This window comes from Sphingobacterium sp. R2 (assembly GCF_040760075.1).
GTDB lineage: Bacteria > Bacteroidota > Bacteroidia > Sphingobacteriales > Sphingobacteriaceae > Sphingobacterium.
Window position 1 is genome coordinate 1,547,449 of sequence record NZ_CP142884.1, and the last position, 19,085, is coordinate 1,566,533.

The window sequence follows — 19,085 nt, forward strand, 5'->3', positions numbered from 1 at the left end:
CTTTAAATTTTAAATACCAAAGTTTAAACCAAAGGAAATGGTACGGATTGTGGGGTAATTGTACAAGGAAGAGGAATAGGGGTCGCGGTGTTTAAATGGTGCGACAATCGTCCATAGGTTGTTCCCCGACAGCATCAGCTTGAGCGAGCGTACATTGATCTTATCTGTAAAGGTTTTAGGGACACTCCAGTTGAACACCATATTGTTGATCCGGATGGTTGTGGCATCTTCTGCCCAAAAGGTAGAATTCCACTTTTTCATCATTGCAGCATCGTCATATCGTGGGAATTTTCCATTGGGGTTTTCCAGCGACCAATGGTCTTCCCAAAAACTCGGAACATTCACCAATGCGGTAGGAGCGGTCATGGCTTGGGACTCATAGAATGCTTTTCCGCCAAATACGGCCCTGAAATTGGTGTTTAAGGAGAATGATTTATAAGCCAAACCAACGGTAATCCCTGTTGAAAAAACCGGCGATGTATTATCAAACATGGTGGTTAGATCTTTTTCTGTGATCTTGCCATCACCATTGGTGTCTTCGTATACGGTCCAGCCGACCTGTGGTACTTTGCCATCGATGGTATAGTTGGGGTTTTTGGCCAAGAAATTATCGACTTCCTGTTGTGTGCGCAACATATCTTGATAGATCAGTCCATAATTTGAACTGTTGTATTTACGGGAGTCTGTCCCCATTTCCACCTTCCAGTCTGGATAGGAGAAATCCCATAGTTGGAATTTGTTGAAATACATTTGGGTGGTGTAGCTTGCCGAATAGCCAAAGTTCATATTGGTGGAAAGTTTGAATCCGTTGGAGAAGGTGTTTTGGTATCCCAAGGAAAATTCGGTACCCCAGCCTCTCCGTTTCTGGTAGTTGACGACTGGAGCTTTGAATCCGGCGTACATCGGGAAATTCTCGTCGTTACCTTTGTCAAATACATCGTACGAGTTTCGGAGATAGTATTCGAACCCAAAGCTCAGTTTGTTGTCAAACCAGCGGGATTCTATTCCGAAGTTAAAGGTACGGTGTTTCTCCCAGGAGATATCGGGATTGGCAATAATGGTTGGGTTGAGTGATGCGACGGGTGTTTCGCCGTAGAGATAGCCTGTATTGACGAGGTCGACACTGAACCGTTCTTGCCATAGTCGTGCTAATACGCGATCTTCACCTACCAGTCCATAGTTGGCTCGTAATTTTAAGTAGCTGATATAATTGAGGTCTTTAAAAAATTGTTCATCACTGACCACCCAACCCGTCGCTACCGTGGGGAATACCCCCCAGATATTACCTTTCGCAAAATTGGAGGAGGCATCGACACGTGTAATCACCTCAAGGAGATACTTTTTCTTGTAATCGTAATTGAGCCGTCCAAAGAAGGATCGTTTGACGGCTTCGGTGATTGAACGGTCGGACCGCGTGAAAGTTGATTGGTCAAATGCCCAATATTCATCTAAATTTAGCAGCTGTTGATTGGTCCAGTAAGCGGATAATCCTTCTGCATTGGAAGCCGACTGTTCTGCACCTACCATGAGATCAAGGCTATGCTTTCCAAAAGTATTTCCATATTGTAATACGATATTTCCCTGGTAACTATTTCCTTTGCCCAAGGATGGTAAAATCCTTGTCTTGCTACCATCCATACGAAACACTTTGTCTACGGTGTTGGTGTAGAGCTTATTGTTGTTGCCTGTGCGTACAAACTCGTATAGATCGTAAGCTGGGAGGTATTCTTGGCCACTGGAAGATGTTCCCGAATTGGAGATCTGTATGCGGGCACTGAATCCTTTGAGGTATTCTGGCGCATAGTTTAGGGAGGCGTTAATGCTATAATTTGCGTTACTGCGTTTTTGGTAATAGCCTGAGTTGATAATTGCCAGTGGATTGGTATTGCTATTGGCATTGATGTTACTGAAGTTTACCGGTAGGCCATCGATCTGTATGGGTACCCATTGCGGCGTCGTGATCAGGGTTTGATAGAAGTTTTGATCGCGGTCGTCGGATAGGCTATTTTGGCTATTGGTCTTTGTATTGTTTACATTAAACGCAACATCAGCTTTTAAACCATCAATAATTTGTGTGTTGAAGCCGGATCGGAAGGAGTATTTCTGTTGGCTCATACCTGCATAGTTACCGTCTTCTTTTTGATAGCTTCCGCCTGCAAAGAAGGTTATCTTTTCACTTCCGCCGGAAATGGATAGGTTATGGCGTTCCATTTTAGAGGGTTTCCAAAGTTCATCATACCAACTTTTATACGGATTTGTTTTTAAATAGGCTAAGTCTTCATCCGAAAAGAAGTCTGTGGGTTGGGCATTATTGAGTGTGTAGGTTTCATTCAATAATTTGGCGTGTTGATATGCTGAAAGCATTTTTGGCTTTACGGTAGCGTCTGAGATACCGAGGTAACCGTTGTAGGTGAGCTGTGTCTTTCCTACCTGGCCTCTCTTGGTGGTAACAAGGATAACCCCTTTTGCTCCGGAGGCACCATAAATGGCTGCTGATGCGTCTTTAAGAATCGAAATGTTTTCTACCATGGATGCATCCAGGTTTTCAAAGACATCGGATGATGAAATAATACCGTCAATAACATACAGTGGCTCATTGGTTACTCCTTGCAATTTGGCTTGGTCTGAGGCGAAAGCATTACGAACGTTAAGGGTAACTGCTGCGCCTGGCCTGCCCGAAGACTCACTGACGCCCAATCCTGCAACGCGGTCGCGTAAGGCTGCGGCAATGTTGGCTGCCGGGATGTCCTGGATTTCTTTTGGGTCGACAGAGGCCACGGCCCCCAAGACTTCGCGTCGTTTTTTTGTGCCGTATCCGACCACGACAACCTCATCTATGCTGGTATTGGATTCGAGTCGGATTGTGATATTGGTTTTGCCTTTCGTGTCTATTTCTTGTACTTTATAGCCCACATAGCTCACAACAATAACTGTATTGTCTGCAGGAAGGTTGATATGGAACACGCCATCTTCTCCTGTTTTTACGCCGGCTTTGCTGCCTTTGACCAGAATAGTTGCGCCGTGGACGGGCTTGCCGTCTTGATCAAGCACACGACCGGTGACACCGGCAAATTTTGTGGATAATAAACGTGGCGAATTTGTTGTTGGTAATGCAAAAACCGGAGCTGGCGAGAGCGCAAGCAGGGGATAAAGAAGCTTGATACTCCGCTTTAGCACGGATTTTTTGAAAAATCGATAATTCATACATTTAACTTGTTTATAATAGGTTTTAAAAAGCGTTTTAAGGCAGATTAATTGGTTATCGTGCAAGCCTGAACAAGTTCGTATTATCCACTATTGTATGTGGACGATATTCCATTAAAGAATCGTTTTGTAACAGGTTTGTTGGGTAATAATAGCGGTAATTTTTTAATCAACTGTCCTGAACTGTTGGCTTGACTGTAAATGTAATGAGCGTACTTAATTAAAAACATGTTTTGGAATGGCCCAAATAAGAGGAATAGATATATTAAACTTTTACTAAATATTTTAGTTTTTTTATTATATTTGTATTAATAACCAAAAACTTAAATGATCATGTCAAGATTAAAATTTATTGGTAAATATGTTGATCCCAGTACTGACTTTGGCTGGAAGCTTTATTTCGGGTGAGAGGAAAATAAGATTCTTTTAATCGAATTCCTCAATAGCTTATTTGAAGGTGAGAAAATAATTTCCGATTTATTTTATAAGTCTATAGCGTATGACGGTGATCAAGAAGATATGCGAAGGGTTGTTTTTGATTTACATTGTGTCGGTACAGATGGAGAGATATTTATTATAGAGATGCAGCAATTATTTCAGGAATATTTCAAGTATCGCGCTATCTATTATACGTGACGTTTGATTAATAAGCAATTGTTAAAGGGGAAGAAGAGTAATGATTACTGTTTACCTGTGATTTATTTTATAGGGGTTTTAGAATTCAAACTACATGAGGAGAATGAGGCTTTTCTTTTGCGGAAGACTGATCGTCCTTATTTCTATGATGTCGCATTATGTGATAAGACAACGCATGAAATCTTTTGAAGGTCTCGCGGAAGGAGCGCATAAACAGGCTTTGGAATCTGCTCGAAAGATGCTAGCGAAGGGCTATAACAAAGCGGATGTTAGTGATATTACCGGTCTTTCTATTGAAGAAATTGAGAAACTTAAAATGGTTTAGTCATTTTGATCTAAGATCTAATAGGTGCATGGTTTTTAAGATTAGTTAATAAGAGATTTTGTCTTTATATAAGCGATGTATTTCTACTGTAGGAAATACATCGCTTTTTTGTGTCTATCACTTTTTTATTGTTGGCCCATGTACAATGAGTTTGCCGTCATCTGTAATTTCCATCGGGTCTATAAAAACCAGTCGTTGATGCCCTGTTGCTTCGGTGCGGCCATGATAGACACAATACCGCTGCTTGCCATCCCGCGAATAGGCCATACTATTGTGACCAGTACCTGTTACCAGCCCGTTTTTTTGTAAAATGGGATTGTTTGACGCTTTTTTAAATGGACCTAATGGACTTTTCGAAGTGGCATAACCAATTGCATAATTTTTGCCATCGAAATTGTTTGCTGAATACATCATGTAATACGTGTGGCCTTCTTTAAAGAGATAAGAGCCTTCTGTCCACCGCCGATTTACCTCTCTGCTGGTTACCGATCTGCTCTCCCAATCGTCGGAAATACCCATTTTTAGTGGCGGACGCAACAGTAACTTTGGCTCGCCAATGATACCGGAAAAATCAGGTTTAATTTCTACACCATACACCCAGCTTTCTTCCACTTTGTCATACCAGCCTTTGTTTTTCGCCCAGGTGGCCACCTCACTTTCGACCGGATGTTTGTAGCAGCATCTGGAATAATAGAGGTAAACCCGGCCATCTTCAAACCAAAGGTTGGCATCGATAATAGGATAGCCGGGATCAAAAATTGGCCGGTCATAGCAGTCGATAAATGGCCCCGTGGGCTTATCTGATACGGCGACACCGATTCTGAAATTCTCAAGTTCTTGCGTCGGGTTATCTTTCCATTGCGCACTGTACAGCATGTAGTAACGGCCATTCCGCAGGTATACTTCAGGGGCCCAAAATGCGTCTATTCCCCAGCCATTTTTATTGTCGTGATGATAAACCTGCCCTTCAAAGGTCCAGTCCTGCAGGTTGGTGGATGAATAGGCTCCAAAGCCTTTGTCTACATCGCCGCCGGTGCCATACATATAATATTTCCCATCGGAATCCGTCAGGACGAAAGGATCACCGAAAGCGATTGGTAAAGGATTTTGTATTACGGTCTGTCCCTTTAACACAAAAGATAATAGTAGGATAAATAACAATAGGGGAAGTGATCTTTTCATCGTCATGTATAATTGGTGTTAAATTCTTCAAAAGAAGTCAAAATTTCATTCCATTTTTGCTCAATCTTTTGTCGTTTTGTCTCAAAGTAAATAGACTTAGCTAACATTTTCTTGATTTAAGCCGTGCTGTCCCATTTTTTGTTTGACACAGCTATCTGCTGTCCGCAGTGTCATCACATTTGCTCTTGTCATTTTTTGGTACATTTGATTATATTTGAAAGAACCGATTGCCAACATAGATTATGTCTTATCCTACTTTTTTTGTTTGGCTGATCCTGCAGTTTAGCGTGGTTGTTTGTCATGCCCAATATTATTTCAAGCACTATCAGACGCAGGATGGACTTCCTCATCAGGCTGTTCGCTCCATCTTGCAGGATGGCAAAGGCTTTATGTGGGTAGGTACACGTGCAGGTCTGTGCAGATTTGACGGCTACAATTTTAAGCTTTGCGAAAATAAAAATGATCCTTTTAATAACATCGGCAACAATGTAATCAATACCTTGACCGAAGGGCAGCCAGGAATACTATGGATTGGCACAGGAAAGGGAATGTACCGGTACGATACCATTGGTGAGGTGATATCGCCAATTGATCTGATCCCTCAAATATATATCGAACAGGTAGTGGCCAATGGGGATGATATCTGGTTTATCGCCAATTCGTCGCTATGGCGCTATAGCATAAAAAAGAACGTGGTCAAAAATTATCAGGTGCAGACTACGGCTTTATTTTTGGATGGTGCCAAAAATCTGTGGACGGGTAATAAGCAGGGCGAAATTCGTATTTTCGACCCGCGTGGGGTGCTTGTGAAAACCATGAAAACGGTGAACTTGAACAGGCCTTCAAATATGAATACCATTAGTGCTATTTTTCCGCTTGATGACGGTGCTGTGCTCGTTGGATATTTTGGGTCTGGGCTTAAGCGCTATGATTTGGATAAGCGAACAACGGCGACGATTGTGCATAGTGTAAAGGGCGATAACGCTATTTTTGTACGGGATATCTGTAAGGGAAATAATGGCGATTATTGGGTCGCAACAGAATCTGGAGTATATATCTATAATCCCAACATCAAAAAATGCCGCCACCTCGGCAAGCGCGCTGATGACCCGTATGCGATGACGGATAACGCGGTATATAAGGTGTGCAAAGATAAAAGCGGGGGGATGTGGCTGGGTACTTTTTTTGGTGGGCTGAACTATTGCTCGCTTGAAAACGCACGTTTTCGGAAATACTATCCTATTGTGGGACAGAATTCGATATCGGGATATGCTGTCCGTGAGCTAGTTCCTGATCGGGATGGTCAACTCTGGATTGGCACGGAAGATGCCGGTCTCAATAGGTTTGATCCACAAAGGCAACTTTTTAAGCACTATCCAACAACAGGTGAAAATGCACTTTCCTATCCGAATATCCACGGTCTGCTCGCTGTGGGAAATGATCTTCTGGTGGGGCCCTTTCATCGGGGATTGGAGATTATGGACATCCGGACAGGGCTAATCCGTCAGCAGCATCGTGCTATCGGTCTGCCCGCTGAATCTGGCAACGATTTTGTTTTGAGCATCTTTCAGACAAGTGACAGCACGATATTAGTGGGTACAGCTTATGATGAGAACGCCGGCCTGTTCAGGTACGACCTCAAAAGAAAGACTTTTGATCGCATCAATCATATCCCTGGCCGTCCTTATGTGCTGAGCATCCGGGAGGATAGAAATGGATTTATTTGGGTGGGCACCATGTCGAACGGTGTTTATTACTATCATCCCAAATCGGGTGTACGGGGGAATATCCGATTTGGGAGCAGTACTAAAACAGGTCAGATTCCCGAATTTCCGGTATATGGTATCCACGAAGATAGCATGGGGTCGATGTGGTTTGCGACGGAAGGTGGTGGGCTGATCCGCTTAAGTCGAGACCGAACGTCAACTAAAAGATACGATACTGCAGCGGGATTTCCGACCAATGTGTATTTTAGTATACTGGAAGATGATTTTCAAAACCTTTGGATAAGTTCTTTAAAGGGGCTTTTGTGTCTGGATATCAAAACGGAGACCTTTAGAAACTATCATCAAGCCAATGGATTGATCACTGATCAGTTTAATTTTTGTTCGGCTTACAAAGACCGGTCTGGTAGCTTGTATTTTGGGTCAGTAAAAGGGCTGATCGCCTTTGACCCCAAAGATTTTTTAAACACTGGACCGCGCCCGGCTTTATTTATTACTGGCCTGGAGATAGATAATAAAGCTATCCATCCTGGTATGGATAAAAGCCCCATCAAACGTTCGGTAGTGTATCTCGACAGTATATGTTTAGCTTATAACCAAAATAACTTCAGTATCGAATTTGCTGCGCTCAATTATGCTTCTCCGGCGGTTACCAGATATGAATATATGCTGGAAGGGTTAGCTCAAAAACGAACAATTCTTGCCAGCAATAGAAAGGCCTATTTTACGGATATACAACCGGGCAAATATATTTTCACTGTGCGGGCGAAAAGTAATACAGGCAGCTGGAGGAGTATTGAACGTAGGGTTGTCATTATTATAAAGCCGCCATTTTGGAAAACCTTTGCCGCATACAGCTTTTATACTTTACTGGTAATCGTGCTTTTGGTTTTGATCGCTTTATATTACCATCGATGGACTATTCGAAAAAATGCAGCGAAACTTATGCGGTTTGAACATGAAAAGGAGCGTGAAATCTATGCGGCTAAAATTGAGTTTTTTACGCATATCACGCATGAAATACAAACCCCATTAACGTTGATCCTCGGGCGGGTGCAGGGTATGTTACGAAAGATTACGGATGGTGACACTATTCGTAAAAACTTGTTGCAGGTTGAAAAAAATACATTGAGACTGACCGAACTGACAGCGGAATTGTTGGATTTTAGAAAAACAGAATTGCATCAATTTGGGCTCAATTTTGTGAAAACAAATATTGTTGACTTATTAAAGGAAGTGACTTCTTCTTTTGAACAGATCGCCGAACAGAATAATATCCGTTTGAACAGTACTTATCCCAAGGATGATGTCATCGCTTTTGTCGACCGTGAAGCCACGGTAAAAATATTGAACAATCTACTCTCTAATGCTATAAAATATGGTCTTACGTACGTGAATGTGCACCTGGCAGATCCAGATATCGAGAAAAATAGCTTTAACATTGCGGTGGAAAATGATAGTGAACCTATTCCTGATAAATATGCAAAAAAGATCTTTGAGCCGTTTTTTAGGCTAGAAAATAGTCTTGGATTTGGAACCGGGATTGGTCTTTCGCTGGCCAAGTCGCTCAGCGAGCTGCATAAGGGTACGCTCCAGCTTATTGAAAGTGGCGGTAGCCTTGTTGTATTTGAATTGGTGCTGCCGCTACGGCAGGAAAGGGAGTTTGAACTTAGCAGTTGGAAAAAAATCAAATAATTATGAGACAGCACATATTGATTATTGACGACAATTTAGAAATTCTGGAATTCTTGTCTGAAGAATTGAATGAAAATTATTGCACACACACCGCTGACAATGGTGAAAGTGCAAAACTTATCTTGGATAGCGAAATGATTGATCTGGTCATCTCGGATATTATGATGCCGGGAATCGACGGTTTTGAACTCTGTAAATTCATCAAATCGAATCTCAACTATTGCCATATACCGGTACTATTGCTGACTTCGAAAAATAGCTATACGGCGCATATTGAGGGGCTTGAAGTAGGGGCCGATGCGTATGTTCAGAAACCTTTTCCTTTGGAGCTTTTATTGGTGCAGGTAGACAATCTGCTAAGAAATAGGGTCAATGTAAAAACTCATTTTGCTCATGCGCCGTTTGAAGATGTCCGTTTGCTGGCGCCATCGAAGCTGGACGCTGAGTTTTTGCACAAGCTGGATGCTTATATCAAAAAAAACTTTAGGTATCCGGAACTTGGTATTGATGAACTTGCTGAACATATGTTGATGAGCCGGCCTACATTTTACCGAAAAATAAAGCAGCTTTCTGCGCTTTCGCCCAAGGAGCTTGTCGATAAAACGCGTTTAAAGAAAGCGACTGAACTCATGGCGCAAAATGAATATAGTTTACAGCAGATCGCAACCCTAGTAGGGTATAGTTCACAGAGTATCTTTAATAAGAACTTCCAAAAATATTATAAGGTATCTCCATCGGCTTACCTGAAGTCAATGCCGAGATCCTGATTCAATATAACTATAGGGGATTAAAAAGGGGCAATCCAATAATTTTGGACTGCCCCTATAGTTTCAGTAAACATCATTTAGGGTATATTAATCACTATTGCGGAATATGCCTACTTCCGCCAGGCCGGGTTGCTGTTGATTGTCGTACCCTGACTTAGGGACAAGTTTGAAATAGCGAAATTGCTTGGTCTGTGCAAGGTCGATAAACTGCCGCAGGAGATTGACATCGCTCAAGGTAAAGGTGCCCAGGTTTTCCCAGTTTTGATTGTCATTGCCGACATGAATTTCCAATTCTTTGATCTTTCTGTCGCCATCTTTTTGATGGATTACAAAACCATCTACGGGTTGGGCTGCTCCGATGTCGATGGTAAGGTAATGGTCGGGGTACTTTGTTGGATTGACTGAATAGCGGGTTATCCATATGGAGTTGATATTGTCATCGATCACTGCGGCAGCCACCCGGTTGTTATTGGGTTCTTCGGAACTGAAGCCAGCGACCGTCCACCCTTTCTTGGAATATATTTTCCGCCATTTTTCTCCTGCTGGACGCTTTTGTTTGAGTGCAGGATTGGCCGGTAGACCGAAGTTTGGGGAGCCATCTGTATGCCAGGAAAATCGCTGGATGTAGGGTCTGCGTGTGGCATTGCCGTCGTTGGCTACATTTCGTGCGTGATAAATCATCCAGTTTTCTTTTCCATCAGGAGATTTAAAAAAACCGTTGTGTCCGGGACCATAAATGCTACTTTCGGGTCTCATGGAAAATACGGGATGGTTGCGTTTTGTCCAATCTGCTGCCTGTAGTGGGTCTCCGTCATCTTTTAGCGCGAGTAGGCCTAGGCAATAGCCGTCGGACCAGTAACCGCTGCCTGAATAGACGATATAGACTTTGCCCTGTGGATTGATCAACACCTGGGGGCCTTCGTTGATTGGATTTCCGTTTTTCTCCCATGCGTAGGTGGGCGTGGCAATCATGACCTTTGGTCCTGAGATTGTCCAGGGGTTGCTCATGGGCGCTATATAAATGTTTTGAGGCGGTGCGCCGGCATTCCCGCCCGACCAGATCATATACATCTTTCCGTCATGCCGCAAAATGGTTCCGTCAATGGCCCATTCGCTTGTGCTATCGGAAATCTTACCTTTCATTTCCCAGTTGCCCTGAACGGGGGTGGGAGAAGAATTTTCGAGCACATACATTCTGTGGTTGGCATTGCTGCCATTATCTGCCGCAAAATAGAAGTACCATTTACCATCGATTTCATGCAATTCGGGTGCCCATAAATTTTTTGAATAGGGCTGATCTGCAGGAGGGGTATAGACTTCATATCGACGTGCGGAGGCGAGTTCGGACATGCTTTTGGTTTCGAGGATAACGAGCTTGCTTCCCTGAGTATAGGTATAATAGTAAGTACCATCTTTTTGGATTACCCAGGGGTCGGGACCTCCGGGCATGAGTGGATTGGAGAAGGTACTATCTACCACTACTGTATCGTCTGCAGCAGAATCTACAGGTTGGGTATTGCTTTTTGGGATGGGCTCTAACTCGTTTGTAGGATTGGTTTTTTGACAGGCAGATACCCATAACATGCTGCTCATCATAAAATAAAAGGTCACGGTCATTCTTTTCATGGAAGTGTTTGTTTAAAGATTTTCAATTGGATTGCATCGTTTGTTTGATCAGCATTTGCCCGGATGTATGCTACCACTGTATGGCTTGGTCTTCATCGGGAATAAGGGTGTTGCGTGATCGTTCCATTGTCATGCTTCCTTCTGCGCGGTAGCGCACGGGCACACCGGGCATGGTGGTGATATCGTCATATTTGTATTTTAGGTTGACGGTGCAGTACTGTTTGACCAAATATTTTTTGGTGGCATCTGCGATTTCCCTTAATTGATACGTGGGTTGCCCGAGCATTTCAAAGTTGATGGATTTGTCGGCGGCATACACATGAAGGGTACCCGATTTGATACCGTTAACATCTTCCGAGGGTTCCATAAACTCCATGATAATCTTGTAACGGCTACGATCTTCTGATTTCTCTTCCAGCACTCCGGCGTAGAAAAATACTGCTTTTTCGTCTACCACCCACGATGTTCTGACGCTAGATACAAGTGGGTTTTTAGTTTGCCCGTCGGCATAGACATTCATGGATGTGGCTGAATAATTGCCCGAATAATTATTAAACGGTTTGACATAGAGCAATGCTTTGCGCCATCCTTTGCGCTTGTTGGTCACATAGGAGGGGTCTTCCTGAATGGACAGTGGAAGTACATAGCGTTCGACAAGATCGAGGTTGTCAAATTTAAATTTGATCGGATAATTTTCGGTATGTGCTCCTTTGGGAATCAGGCAGCTCTCCTTGGGCAGTTCAAAAAACTGTTCGGGAAGCTGTTTAAAATATAAGTCTTTGCGGTACTGATATTTTTCCTGGTTAAAAGTGGCTAGTGTATCGCTATCTACAGCTACCTTGACATAGCGGTCTTTGTCGTTCTCGCGGGAGCCGCTCAGTATGATAGGCAATTTGTAGGTAACTTCGCCGGTCTTGTTGTAGCGAAGATACACTTCAGATACACCCTCACTTCCAATTGGGGCTTTAAAAGATACCATCTGAGTATAGAGTTCTTCTTCCCATTCATCGTTGCACCCCGTTTGGATCAAGGCCAAGACTAGGGTCAAAATATAGATATAAGGATTTTTCATGTATTTTTTATTTCTAATGCTTAAATAAATATGCAATGTCTATTGCTGTATTTGCTATCTAATTCTTTTTGGCTGGTTTGACTAATCAAAAGAAGGCCATCCCGGTGCCTGCGTCATGCGTCTGTTTTTGCGGAGCTCATCCCAGTCGACGGGCCAGAAGTACATTTTTTTAGAAAATATAGTCTGGAGTTGCGGTACGCGCACAGGGGTATAGAATAGGTCTGCATTGTCTTTGGTCATATACACATTGTAGCCGTAGATCTGTTGTGCTTCATCTATTGGAGCATCTTTCCATCGGCGTAAGTCATAGTAGCGCTGATTTTCGCCCAGCAATTCGATCTGCCGCTCACCTTTGATTTGGCGGCGTAACGCTGCCTGATCGGTATATATGGCGTTGTCATAATTGGGCACTCCGGCGCGGATACGGACCATACCTATACTGTTTTTCATCTGATCGATATTTCGAGTGATCTGATGTGTAGTTTTGCCGTCCCAGCTAGCAACCATATAGGAACCATTGATCTCATTGAGCGCTTCGGCATACATGAGTAGGAGGTCGGCATACCGTATGGCAATCTCCACTTTGGGGTATATCTTGCCGCCATTGCCTGTGGCATTATCTTTTGGGTTGACAAATTTCATCATGCCTATCCCCGTAGGTAGCCAGCGGTCTCCATTAATCATGCCCTCATTTTCACCCCGATAATAGAAGATCTGCTTGTTGGTGACATTGGATAAGTTGGAGGTGGCGCTAGACATGGTCCACAGCGTACCACTATAGGCCACTGAAGCGTAAAATCGCGGTTCACGATGGGCAAAATCTTTCCACACATTTTCCAGGAGTGGCTTGAATTGATCGAGTTCAGCCTTCTGCACAAACATATTTGTTCCGTATTTCTGCCGGATTTGCTGTCTATTAAATGTGGTTCCGTCATTCATGGCGTAGGCATCACACTGTTTTAAGGTAATGCCATGGCAGTTGTATCCGCCGCCCACCTGGGGCATCTGATGCCTTGTCAACGCGATAATGCCGTGGTTTTCATCCGTTTGATTTTCGCCTCTGGTGAAGATCATTTCTGGATTTTCGGCCGCATATAGATCACCGTTAAATACGGCGCGATAAGATTCGAAGGGATCAATATTGGCCCATCCTTCGGGAAAGTTCTTTTCGGAGTATTCGGGATGATGTGGGGGGGTGATGGTGGCTGGATAGTCGGTAGTACCTTTGGCTTTAAAATCGGCTGTATACAGCTTGTATGCATTTAAATCGATCACATCTTTGGCCGCCGCTGCTGCACGGGCCCATTTTTCTTCGCTGTATTGTGCCGAAATTAGCGCCCGGCCTTTATCATCCGTAAAGTCACTCATTTCTGCATTACCATTGGCCAGGGGGCTTGCCGCAAACAATAATGCTTTGGCGCGTGTGGCCAATGCTGCTCCACGTGTAGGACGGGCGATGTTGCGGTTGTCACGCTTCAAGGGTAGATCTTGCGCTGCCAGGGCCATTTCTTCGGCAATAAAGGTGGCGACTTCATCGTAGGTGTTGCGCGGGTAGGCTAGTTTGTCATAGCTTTCGTCGTAGTCTACACCTTTATCTGGCATAATCGGTACTGGACCATACTTGCGTAGGAGTAGCCAGTACAGGTAGGCACGGATAAAGCGTGCCTGCGCCTTATAATCTGCTACCTGTTTTGGCGTGAAAGTTCCGCCTTCAGCCATGCTATGTATCATGACTGAGGCTTGACGGATTCCGCCATACGACTGTGCCCACGATTGGCGCTGCCAGGTATAATCGTACTCTCCAAATTTGAACCGTCGGTACTCATCGCCGTTGCCTCCGGCAGATTCATTATAGAACATATCGTCGGAGTAGTTGGATATGGTATAATTTCGGTGGCCCATTTCGAGGTTGTAGTCCAATAGTTTGTTGTAACAGTTTCCGAGCCATTGCTCCGTATAATCCTTGCTTTTAAAAATGCGATCTTCGCTCTGTCGGTCATCAAAAAAATGCTCAACATCCAGGTATTTGGAGCAGGAGCTGATGGATAGACCTAAACCGAGGCTGAGCAGCAGGGGTGCGAGTAGTGTTATTTTCTTCATGTTGCTATCATTAAAGGTTGATGGTAAGTCCGAGGGTGATTGTTTTGGCCAGTGGATAGGCTTGGCCATTGGAACTGTTCATCTCGGGGTCCCACAATTTAAATTTGGAGAAGGTCAGCAAGTTGGTGCCCATGGCATAGAGCCGTGCCGATTTGATGCCTATTCTTTTTGTGAATCCGTTGGGTATGGCATATCCTATATCGAGGGTTTTTAACCGTAGATACGAACTCTCGCGGAGCCAATAGGTTGAAGCGCGGTAGTTATTGGCGCTACCACCGTAACTGAGTCTGGGGTATTGGGCATTTACATCTTCGTTGACGCCAAGTATCCAGCGGTTTGATTCGACCACATCGGTCAGTATATTTCCCCAGTCGCCCTGGCTGAATGGGTATACGGTATACCCATTGATAAAGAAGGAGGATTTTCCGGCACCCTGGAAATGTACGCTGGCATCAAATGATTTGTAGTTTGCTGATAAGCCAAAGCCATAGACGAGGTTGGGGTAACGCGTAGCGCCGATGGGTACGATATCGGTGTCGTCGATTTTACCATCGCCATTAATATCTTTGTATTTAATATCTCCCGGGGCGGTACGGCCAAAGTTTTGGGTAGCACTGTTTCGGATATCTTCATAGTCTTTAAAAAGTCCTAAGGCGATGAGCCCTTTGTTTTGATTGACCCGAAAGCCTGAAAGGGTGGTGTATGGGTAGTTGCTGAACTGATCGTCGGCTTCGAGGATGGTGTTTTTACTGTAGGTCATGGTGCCGCGCGCCGTTAGACTGAGCTGATTGATCTTTTGGGTAAACCGTATCTGGCCGTCAAAGCCTTCGGATCGTGTAGAACCGACGTTGGCCCTGGGATCTTGTCCTTGTAGGCCGACCACAAAAGGGATATATTTACGTTCCATGTATATTCCATCACGTTGTTCATGAAAGTAGTCGAGCTGTCCGCCGAATTTGTCATTGAAAAAAGAAAAATCAAGTCCGAGGTCGTGTTTGGTGGCAATTTCCCAGGTAATGGAATTGGAGGCAATACGGGAATAGGTGAGTCCGGGGTAGAGATTTTTGCTTTCGATATCGCCCCAATTATAGCCGAGATTTTCATCGGTGCTGAAAGAAGCTAGATACGGGAAGCGCACAGGCATGGCGTCGTTGCCGACCTTACCGAAGGAGTACCTGATCTTGAGCATATTCATCCAGCTAAGCCGCTCTTTGATGAATTTTTCTTCGGCCAGATTCCATGCTCCGGAGACGGCTGGAAAGAGGTCAAACTGATGGCCTTTGGCAAAATTCTCCGATCCATTATAACCGAAATTGAAGTCGAAGAAGTAGCGCGACTGATAACCATATGTAAACCGACCTGCGAGCCGCTGATTTCGGCGTTCTATGCCCTGCATGATATCCTCGCCATAATTAGAGGTGTTAACGCGTTTTTCTTGTGTATACTGTACAACTCCACCGAGGGTATGATCTTTGAGTTGTTTGTTGTAGTGCAATTCACCTTGCAGGGTTTCAAAGCGGTCGCCGGTGGCATTGGAGCGCTGGGTGAGGAGCTGCTCGGTAATTGTTCTTTTGAGTACAAGCTCGCCGTCGGAGTTGCGTAGCCGTTCGGCCATCCAGCCTTCTGGCCACTTCATCCTGCGGATATTATTATTGTTGTTGATGTCGTAACCAAAGCGCCCAACAAAACGTAACCCCTTGGTCAGCACATCTAGGTTTTGCTCTAGTGTAACGTTGGTCTGCAGTTTGTTTGCCCAATTTTCGATATATCCCTGCTGTGTGATCAATACCCAGGGGTTCTGCTTTTCTGCTCCACCTCTGGATGCAACGCGTCCATCGCTGTATTTAATAGGAATAGAAATGGGATTCTGTCCCATGAGCGAGGCCCAGATTTCATCATAGGTGCCACCGGGGAGGTTTTGTTTGCCCAGCGACCCGCTGATACCCACGCGTAACAAAGTGGATTTGGTGAGGTTCATATCGATATTGGCGCGGTAATTCCATCTTTTATAATTGGCGTTGGTATTATAATTCTTGAGGTTTTCGTCGGTTTCGTACATTCCGCCTTCATTGATGTAACTTCCGGAAACAAAGTATCTTGCCAGTGAACCGCCACCGTCGAAATTGAGCGAGCTACGTTGTGTAAAGGCACCGTCCTTTAAAAACATATCCATCCAATTGATGTCGGGGTATAGATCAGGATCGAGTCGATTTTTGATAAGGAAGAGTTCCTCGTTGTTGTAAAAAGGCTCTTCGTTACGTGTGATACGTGATTCATTCATAAGGCTTGCATAGGTATGTCCATCGACATAGCTCGGCGTAAATGTTCGTGTATTGTAGGAGGCCTCGTGTTTGCCATTGATGCTTACGCGATCTGTTTTTCCTTTTTTTGTGGTGATGAGGACAACACCATTGGCACCCCTGGAACCATATATCGCGGTTGTGGAGGCATCTTTCAGAATCGAAAATGATTCGATGTCCTCGATACTGATTTCGTTAAGGCTACGCTCGAATCCGTCGACAAGTATTAAAGCGGAAGTGCCGGCGCCAAATGTGGAGATACCCCTTATCCAAAATTCGGACATGTTGCTTCCGGGCTGGCCGCTAGACTGCATGGCCATTACACCGGCTACATTTCCTGCCAGTGCATTGGTGATACTCGAGGTTGGAGTCTTTAGTTGCGAAAGGTCGACGGTGGTGACTGCACCGGTGACTGTGGCTTTCTTTTGTGGTCCGAGGGCGGTGACGATAACCTCGTCCATCGCTCTATGGTCTGCTTCTTTTAGCAGGATATCTATTTTGAGGTCATCCTTGATTAATATTTCCTGTTTTTCGTAACCGAGCATGGCAAATACCAACCATTGGTATTTGGATGCTTTGATGGTATAGTTTCCTTTGTTGTCGGTGGCTGTTCCAAGTCCGGGTTGGTCTTTTATGGTTACCGTGACGCCGCTAAGCGGTTCCTTCGCCTTGTTGCTGACAGTTCCGGTGATGGTGACCGGAATGCGCGAGCCGTTTTGCGCATGGTTGAGCTTAACGGCAATCAGAGCCAGTAGGAGCAATAGAATTCTTTTTTTCATCGGTTTATTATTGGTCAATACGCCTTTCTGACGCTATCTGTAGATTATAGCGTACGGAATGGATCTGTTTGTATGCTTTTAAATTTCTTTATTCGATCGATATGGTGCGGATACGTTTATTATTGCGCTCTGCAATGTAAAATATCTTACGTTCTTCATCGTAGGCGATTCCTGTGGGATCGGCAAACCGGGCTTCCTTGCGCGGGTCACCATCAATATAGCCGCTTTTACTACCATCGGGGGTGGGGCTACCTTTACCTGCGAAAGTGCTGACCACAGCTGTGGGGGCTAACGTTCGGATACTTTGATTGTATTGGTCGCAGAAGTAAAAATCATATTCATCGGCCTGTCCTGCATAGTCGGGGTTTTTTACGAATACACCTTGATAGGCACGCTCGATTCGGGCAGAAGTGCCGATGGCATCGACATCGCCTTTGGCTGTAGGACTACCGGCAAAGATAATGGGTGGTTGCAGTTCTCGGGTCGTCCAGTCGTACACGCTTTTATAGATACAGCCGTAGGAAACGATGTATGCATAGTTGCCTGTTGGATGAAAAAAGATCAGCGAGCTGCTATTTGTATTTCCGCCAATTTTAAAGAGCTCCTTGGGTCCGAGTTCGTTGAGGAAGGGGTCAAATATAGCCTTTTTGATGGCTATACCTGCGTAGCCATTGTAGAACATGTTATTGTGAATGGGGTGTGGGGCGCATGAATAGGCGGCAGGATCATAGAGATAAGGATGTACCCGGCGGTAGTTTTCGGAGCGGAGGGAATAGGCAATGGCGACCTTGGTTCTGGCTGTCAGATTCTGGTTGTCATCGGTGAGGAATAAGGTATCGGTATTAGCACTTAATGTAGTCGTCTGCATTTTTGTGAAACCGGCCTGTCCATTGGTAATCAGTGTGGAGACTGTTTTGGTTTGCAGGTCTACGCGGCGGACGGCTCTGTCCAGTTCGGTTACGAAGAGTGCATTGCTTTCGGGCTCGTAGGTTATATACGCTGGATAGGCAAATCTTGCCTCATCAAAATTACCATCTATAATGGATGAGTTGCCGTTTTCATCCACATTACCGACAAGCGTGCCGACGGCGGTACTTTTAGCATACTGAAATTCATCGGGGAAAACATGTTCGACTGCTTCTCCGGAGTTTCGGGTGATGACGACTTTGACTTTTCCAGAGCTGGTGTACCGCGGGATCATGCAATAGATCTGACTCCCATTTGATCCCACAACTTTGAGTTCCTGTTCACCGATAAAGACTTTGATTTTGTTGACATCGCTGCCGAAATTACTTCCTTGAATATACAGCCTTGTGCGGACTGCTCCTTTTTTAGGGGCAAAATCGGTAAAAACGGCCTTGCCTGAAATACCTTTGTCTGGATCTTCACTAGCACCTTCTTTTTCCTTGCAGGAATTAAAAAGGAGACCGAAAATCACAGCTAAGCTGAGGTGCATGAAATGCTTTTTATACTTTTTCATCATTCATTCGGTTAAATTCTGCCGATTTTCAAACTACTTGAAGTATTCGTTTGATTTTCTCGAGATTCGCGTTTGTGGACAGCGAGAATTAAGAGTAATCGTGAATTTGGTTTATAAATTGGTTTATCTAATACTGCTAATTTCGGCGAATGCGCAATATCAATCCATTCAATCTTTTGTTGATTTGTCTCAGGC

Annotated in this window: 11 protein-coding genes; 4 read left to right on the forward strand and 7 right to left on the reverse strand. The window is 44.4% G+C overall.

Translation table 11 applies throughout. The features are described from left to right. Positions 1–9: 9 nt before the first annotated feature. On the reverse strand, positions 10–3,204 hold the full coding sequence (locus VXM68_RS06500; protein ID WP_367210812.1) for a SusC/RagA family TonB-linked outer membrane protein: 3,195 nt from the start codon (positions 3,202–3,204) through the stop codon (positions 10–12). 420 nt (positions 3,205–3,624) lie between these two features. Between VXM68_RS06500 and VXM68_RS06505 the strand changes: the two genes are divergently transcribed. Further along, positions 3,625–3,840 carry a PD-(D/E)XK nuclease family transposase gene (locus VXM68_RS06505; protein ID WP_367211293.1) on the forward strand — a complete coding sequence of 72 codons (216 nt, stop codon included), beginning with the start codon at positions 3,625–3,627 and terminating at the stop codon, positions 3,838–3,840. Positions 3,841–4,015: 175 nt separating this feature from the next. After that, on the forward strand, positions 4,016–4,165 hold the full coding sequence (locus VXM68_RS06510; RefSeq protein ID WP_367210813.1) for a hypothetical protein: 150 nt from the start codon (positions 4,016–4,018) through the stop codon (positions 4,163–4,165). 117 nt (positions 4,166–4,282) lie between these two features. On the opposite strand, the gene VXM68_RS06515 is transcribed toward VXM68_RS06510, so the two are convergent. Continuing rightward, positions 4,283–5,353 carry a glycoside hydrolase family 43 protein gene (locus VXM68_RS06515; RefSeq protein WP_367210814.1) on the reverse strand — a complete coding sequence of 357 codons (1,071 nt, stop codon included), beginning with the start codon at positions 5,351–5,353 and terminating at the stop codon, positions 4,283–4,285. Between the two features lie 236 nt (positions 5,354–5,589). On the opposite strand from VXM68_RS06515, the gene VXM68_RS06520 reads away from it, so the two are divergent. Together VXM68_RS06520 and VXM68_RS06525 are read left to right on the forward strand one after the other, a co-directional pair. Next, the gene (locus tag VXM68_RS06520) at positions 5,590–8,766 is read left to right on the forward strand and encodes a two-component regulator propeller domain-containing protein (protein WP_367210815.1); all 3,177 of its coding nucleotides are present in this window, start codon (positions 5,590–5,592) and stop codon (positions 8,764–8,766) included. Positions 8,767–8,768: 2 nt separating this feature from the next. Then, positions 8,769–9,533, forward strand: a complete 765-nt coding sequence (locus VXM68_RS06525; RefSeq protein WP_293956065.1) for a response regulator — start codon at positions 8,769–8,771, stop codon at positions 9,531–9,533. A gap of 87 nt (positions 9,534–9,620) precedes the next feature. Here VXM68_RS06525 and VXM68_RS06530 read toward each other — a convergent pair whose 3' ends face one another. From VXM68_RS06530 to VXM68_RS06550, 5 genes are all read right to left on the reverse strand, one after another. Then, complete coding sequence (locus VXM68_RS06530; protein WP_312330753.1) at positions 9,621–11,159, reverse strand: family 43 glycosylhydrolase; 1,539 nt, start codon at positions 11,157–11,159, stop codon at positions 9,621–9,623. 70 nt (positions 11,160–11,229) lie between these two features. Further along, positions 11,230–12,231, reverse strand: coding sequence for a DUF4973 domain-containing protein (locus tag VXM68_RS06535; protein ID WP_294183650.1), 1,002 nt, complete (start codon positions 12,229–12,231; stop codon positions 11,230–11,232). Between the two features lie 81 nt (positions 12,232–12,312). Then, a complete protein-coding gene (locus tag VXM68_RS06540; protein WP_367210816.1) occupies positions 12,313–14,331 on the reverse strand; it encodes a RagB/SusD family nutrient uptake outer membrane protein in 2,019 nt (672 codons plus the stop codon). A 10-nt stretch (positions 14,332–14,341) separates the two neighbouring features. After that, positions 14,342–17,410, reverse strand: a complete 3,069-nt coding sequence (locus tag VXM68_RS06545) for a SusC/RagA family TonB-linked outer membrane protein (RefSeq protein ID WP_367210817.1) — start codon at positions 17,408–17,410, stop codon at positions 14,342–14,344. An 88-nt stretch (positions 17,411–17,498) separates the two neighbouring features. Beyond that, complete coding sequence (locus VXM68_RS06550; RefSeq protein ID WP_367210818.1) at positions 17,499–18,893, reverse strand: IPT/TIG domain-containing protein; 1,395 nt, start codon at positions 18,891–18,893, stop codon at positions 17,499–17,501. Positions 18,894–19,085 lie beyond the last annotated feature (192 nt).

Coding starts and splice junctions, on each gene's coding strand:
- VXM68_RS06550 (WP_367210818.1), bottom strand. CDS start 18,893: ATGATGAAAAAGTATAAAAAGCATTTCATGCACCTCAGCTTAGCTGTG.
- VXM68_RS06525 (WP_293956065.1), top strand. CDS start 8,769: ATGAGACAGCACATATTGATTATTGACGACAATTTAGAAATTCTGGAA.
- VXM68_RS06530 (WP_312330753.1), bottom strand. CDS start 11,159: ATGAAAAGAATGACCGTGACCTTTTATTTTATGATGAGCAGCATGTTA.
- VXM68_RS06540 (WP_367210816.1), bottom strand. CDS start 14,331: ATGAAGAAAATAACACTACTCGCACCCCTGCTGCTCAGCCTCGGTTTA.
- VXM68_RS06545 (WP_367210817.1), bottom strand. CDS start 17,410: ATGAAAAAAAGAATTCTATTGCTCCTACTGGCTCTGATTGCCGTTAAG.
- VXM68_RS06520 (WP_367210815.1), top strand. CDS start 5,590: ATGTCTTATCCTACTTTTTTTGTTTGGCTGATCCTGCAGTTTAGCGTG.
- VXM68_RS06510 (WP_367210813.1), top strand. CDS start 4,016: ATGAAATCTTTTGAAGGTCTCGCGGAAGGAGCGCATAAACAGGCTTTG.
- VXM68_RS06515 (WP_367210814.1), bottom strand. CDS start 5,353: ATGACGATGAAAAGATCACTTCCCCTATTGTTATTTATCCTACTATTA.
- VXM68_RS06535 (WP_294183650.1), bottom strand. CDS start 12,231: ATGAAAAATCCTTATATCTATATTTTGACCCTAGTCTTGGCCTTGATC.
- VXM68_RS06500 (WP_367210812.1), bottom strand. CDS start 3,204: ATGAATTATCGATTTTTCAAAAAATCCGTGCTAAAGCGGAGTATCAAG.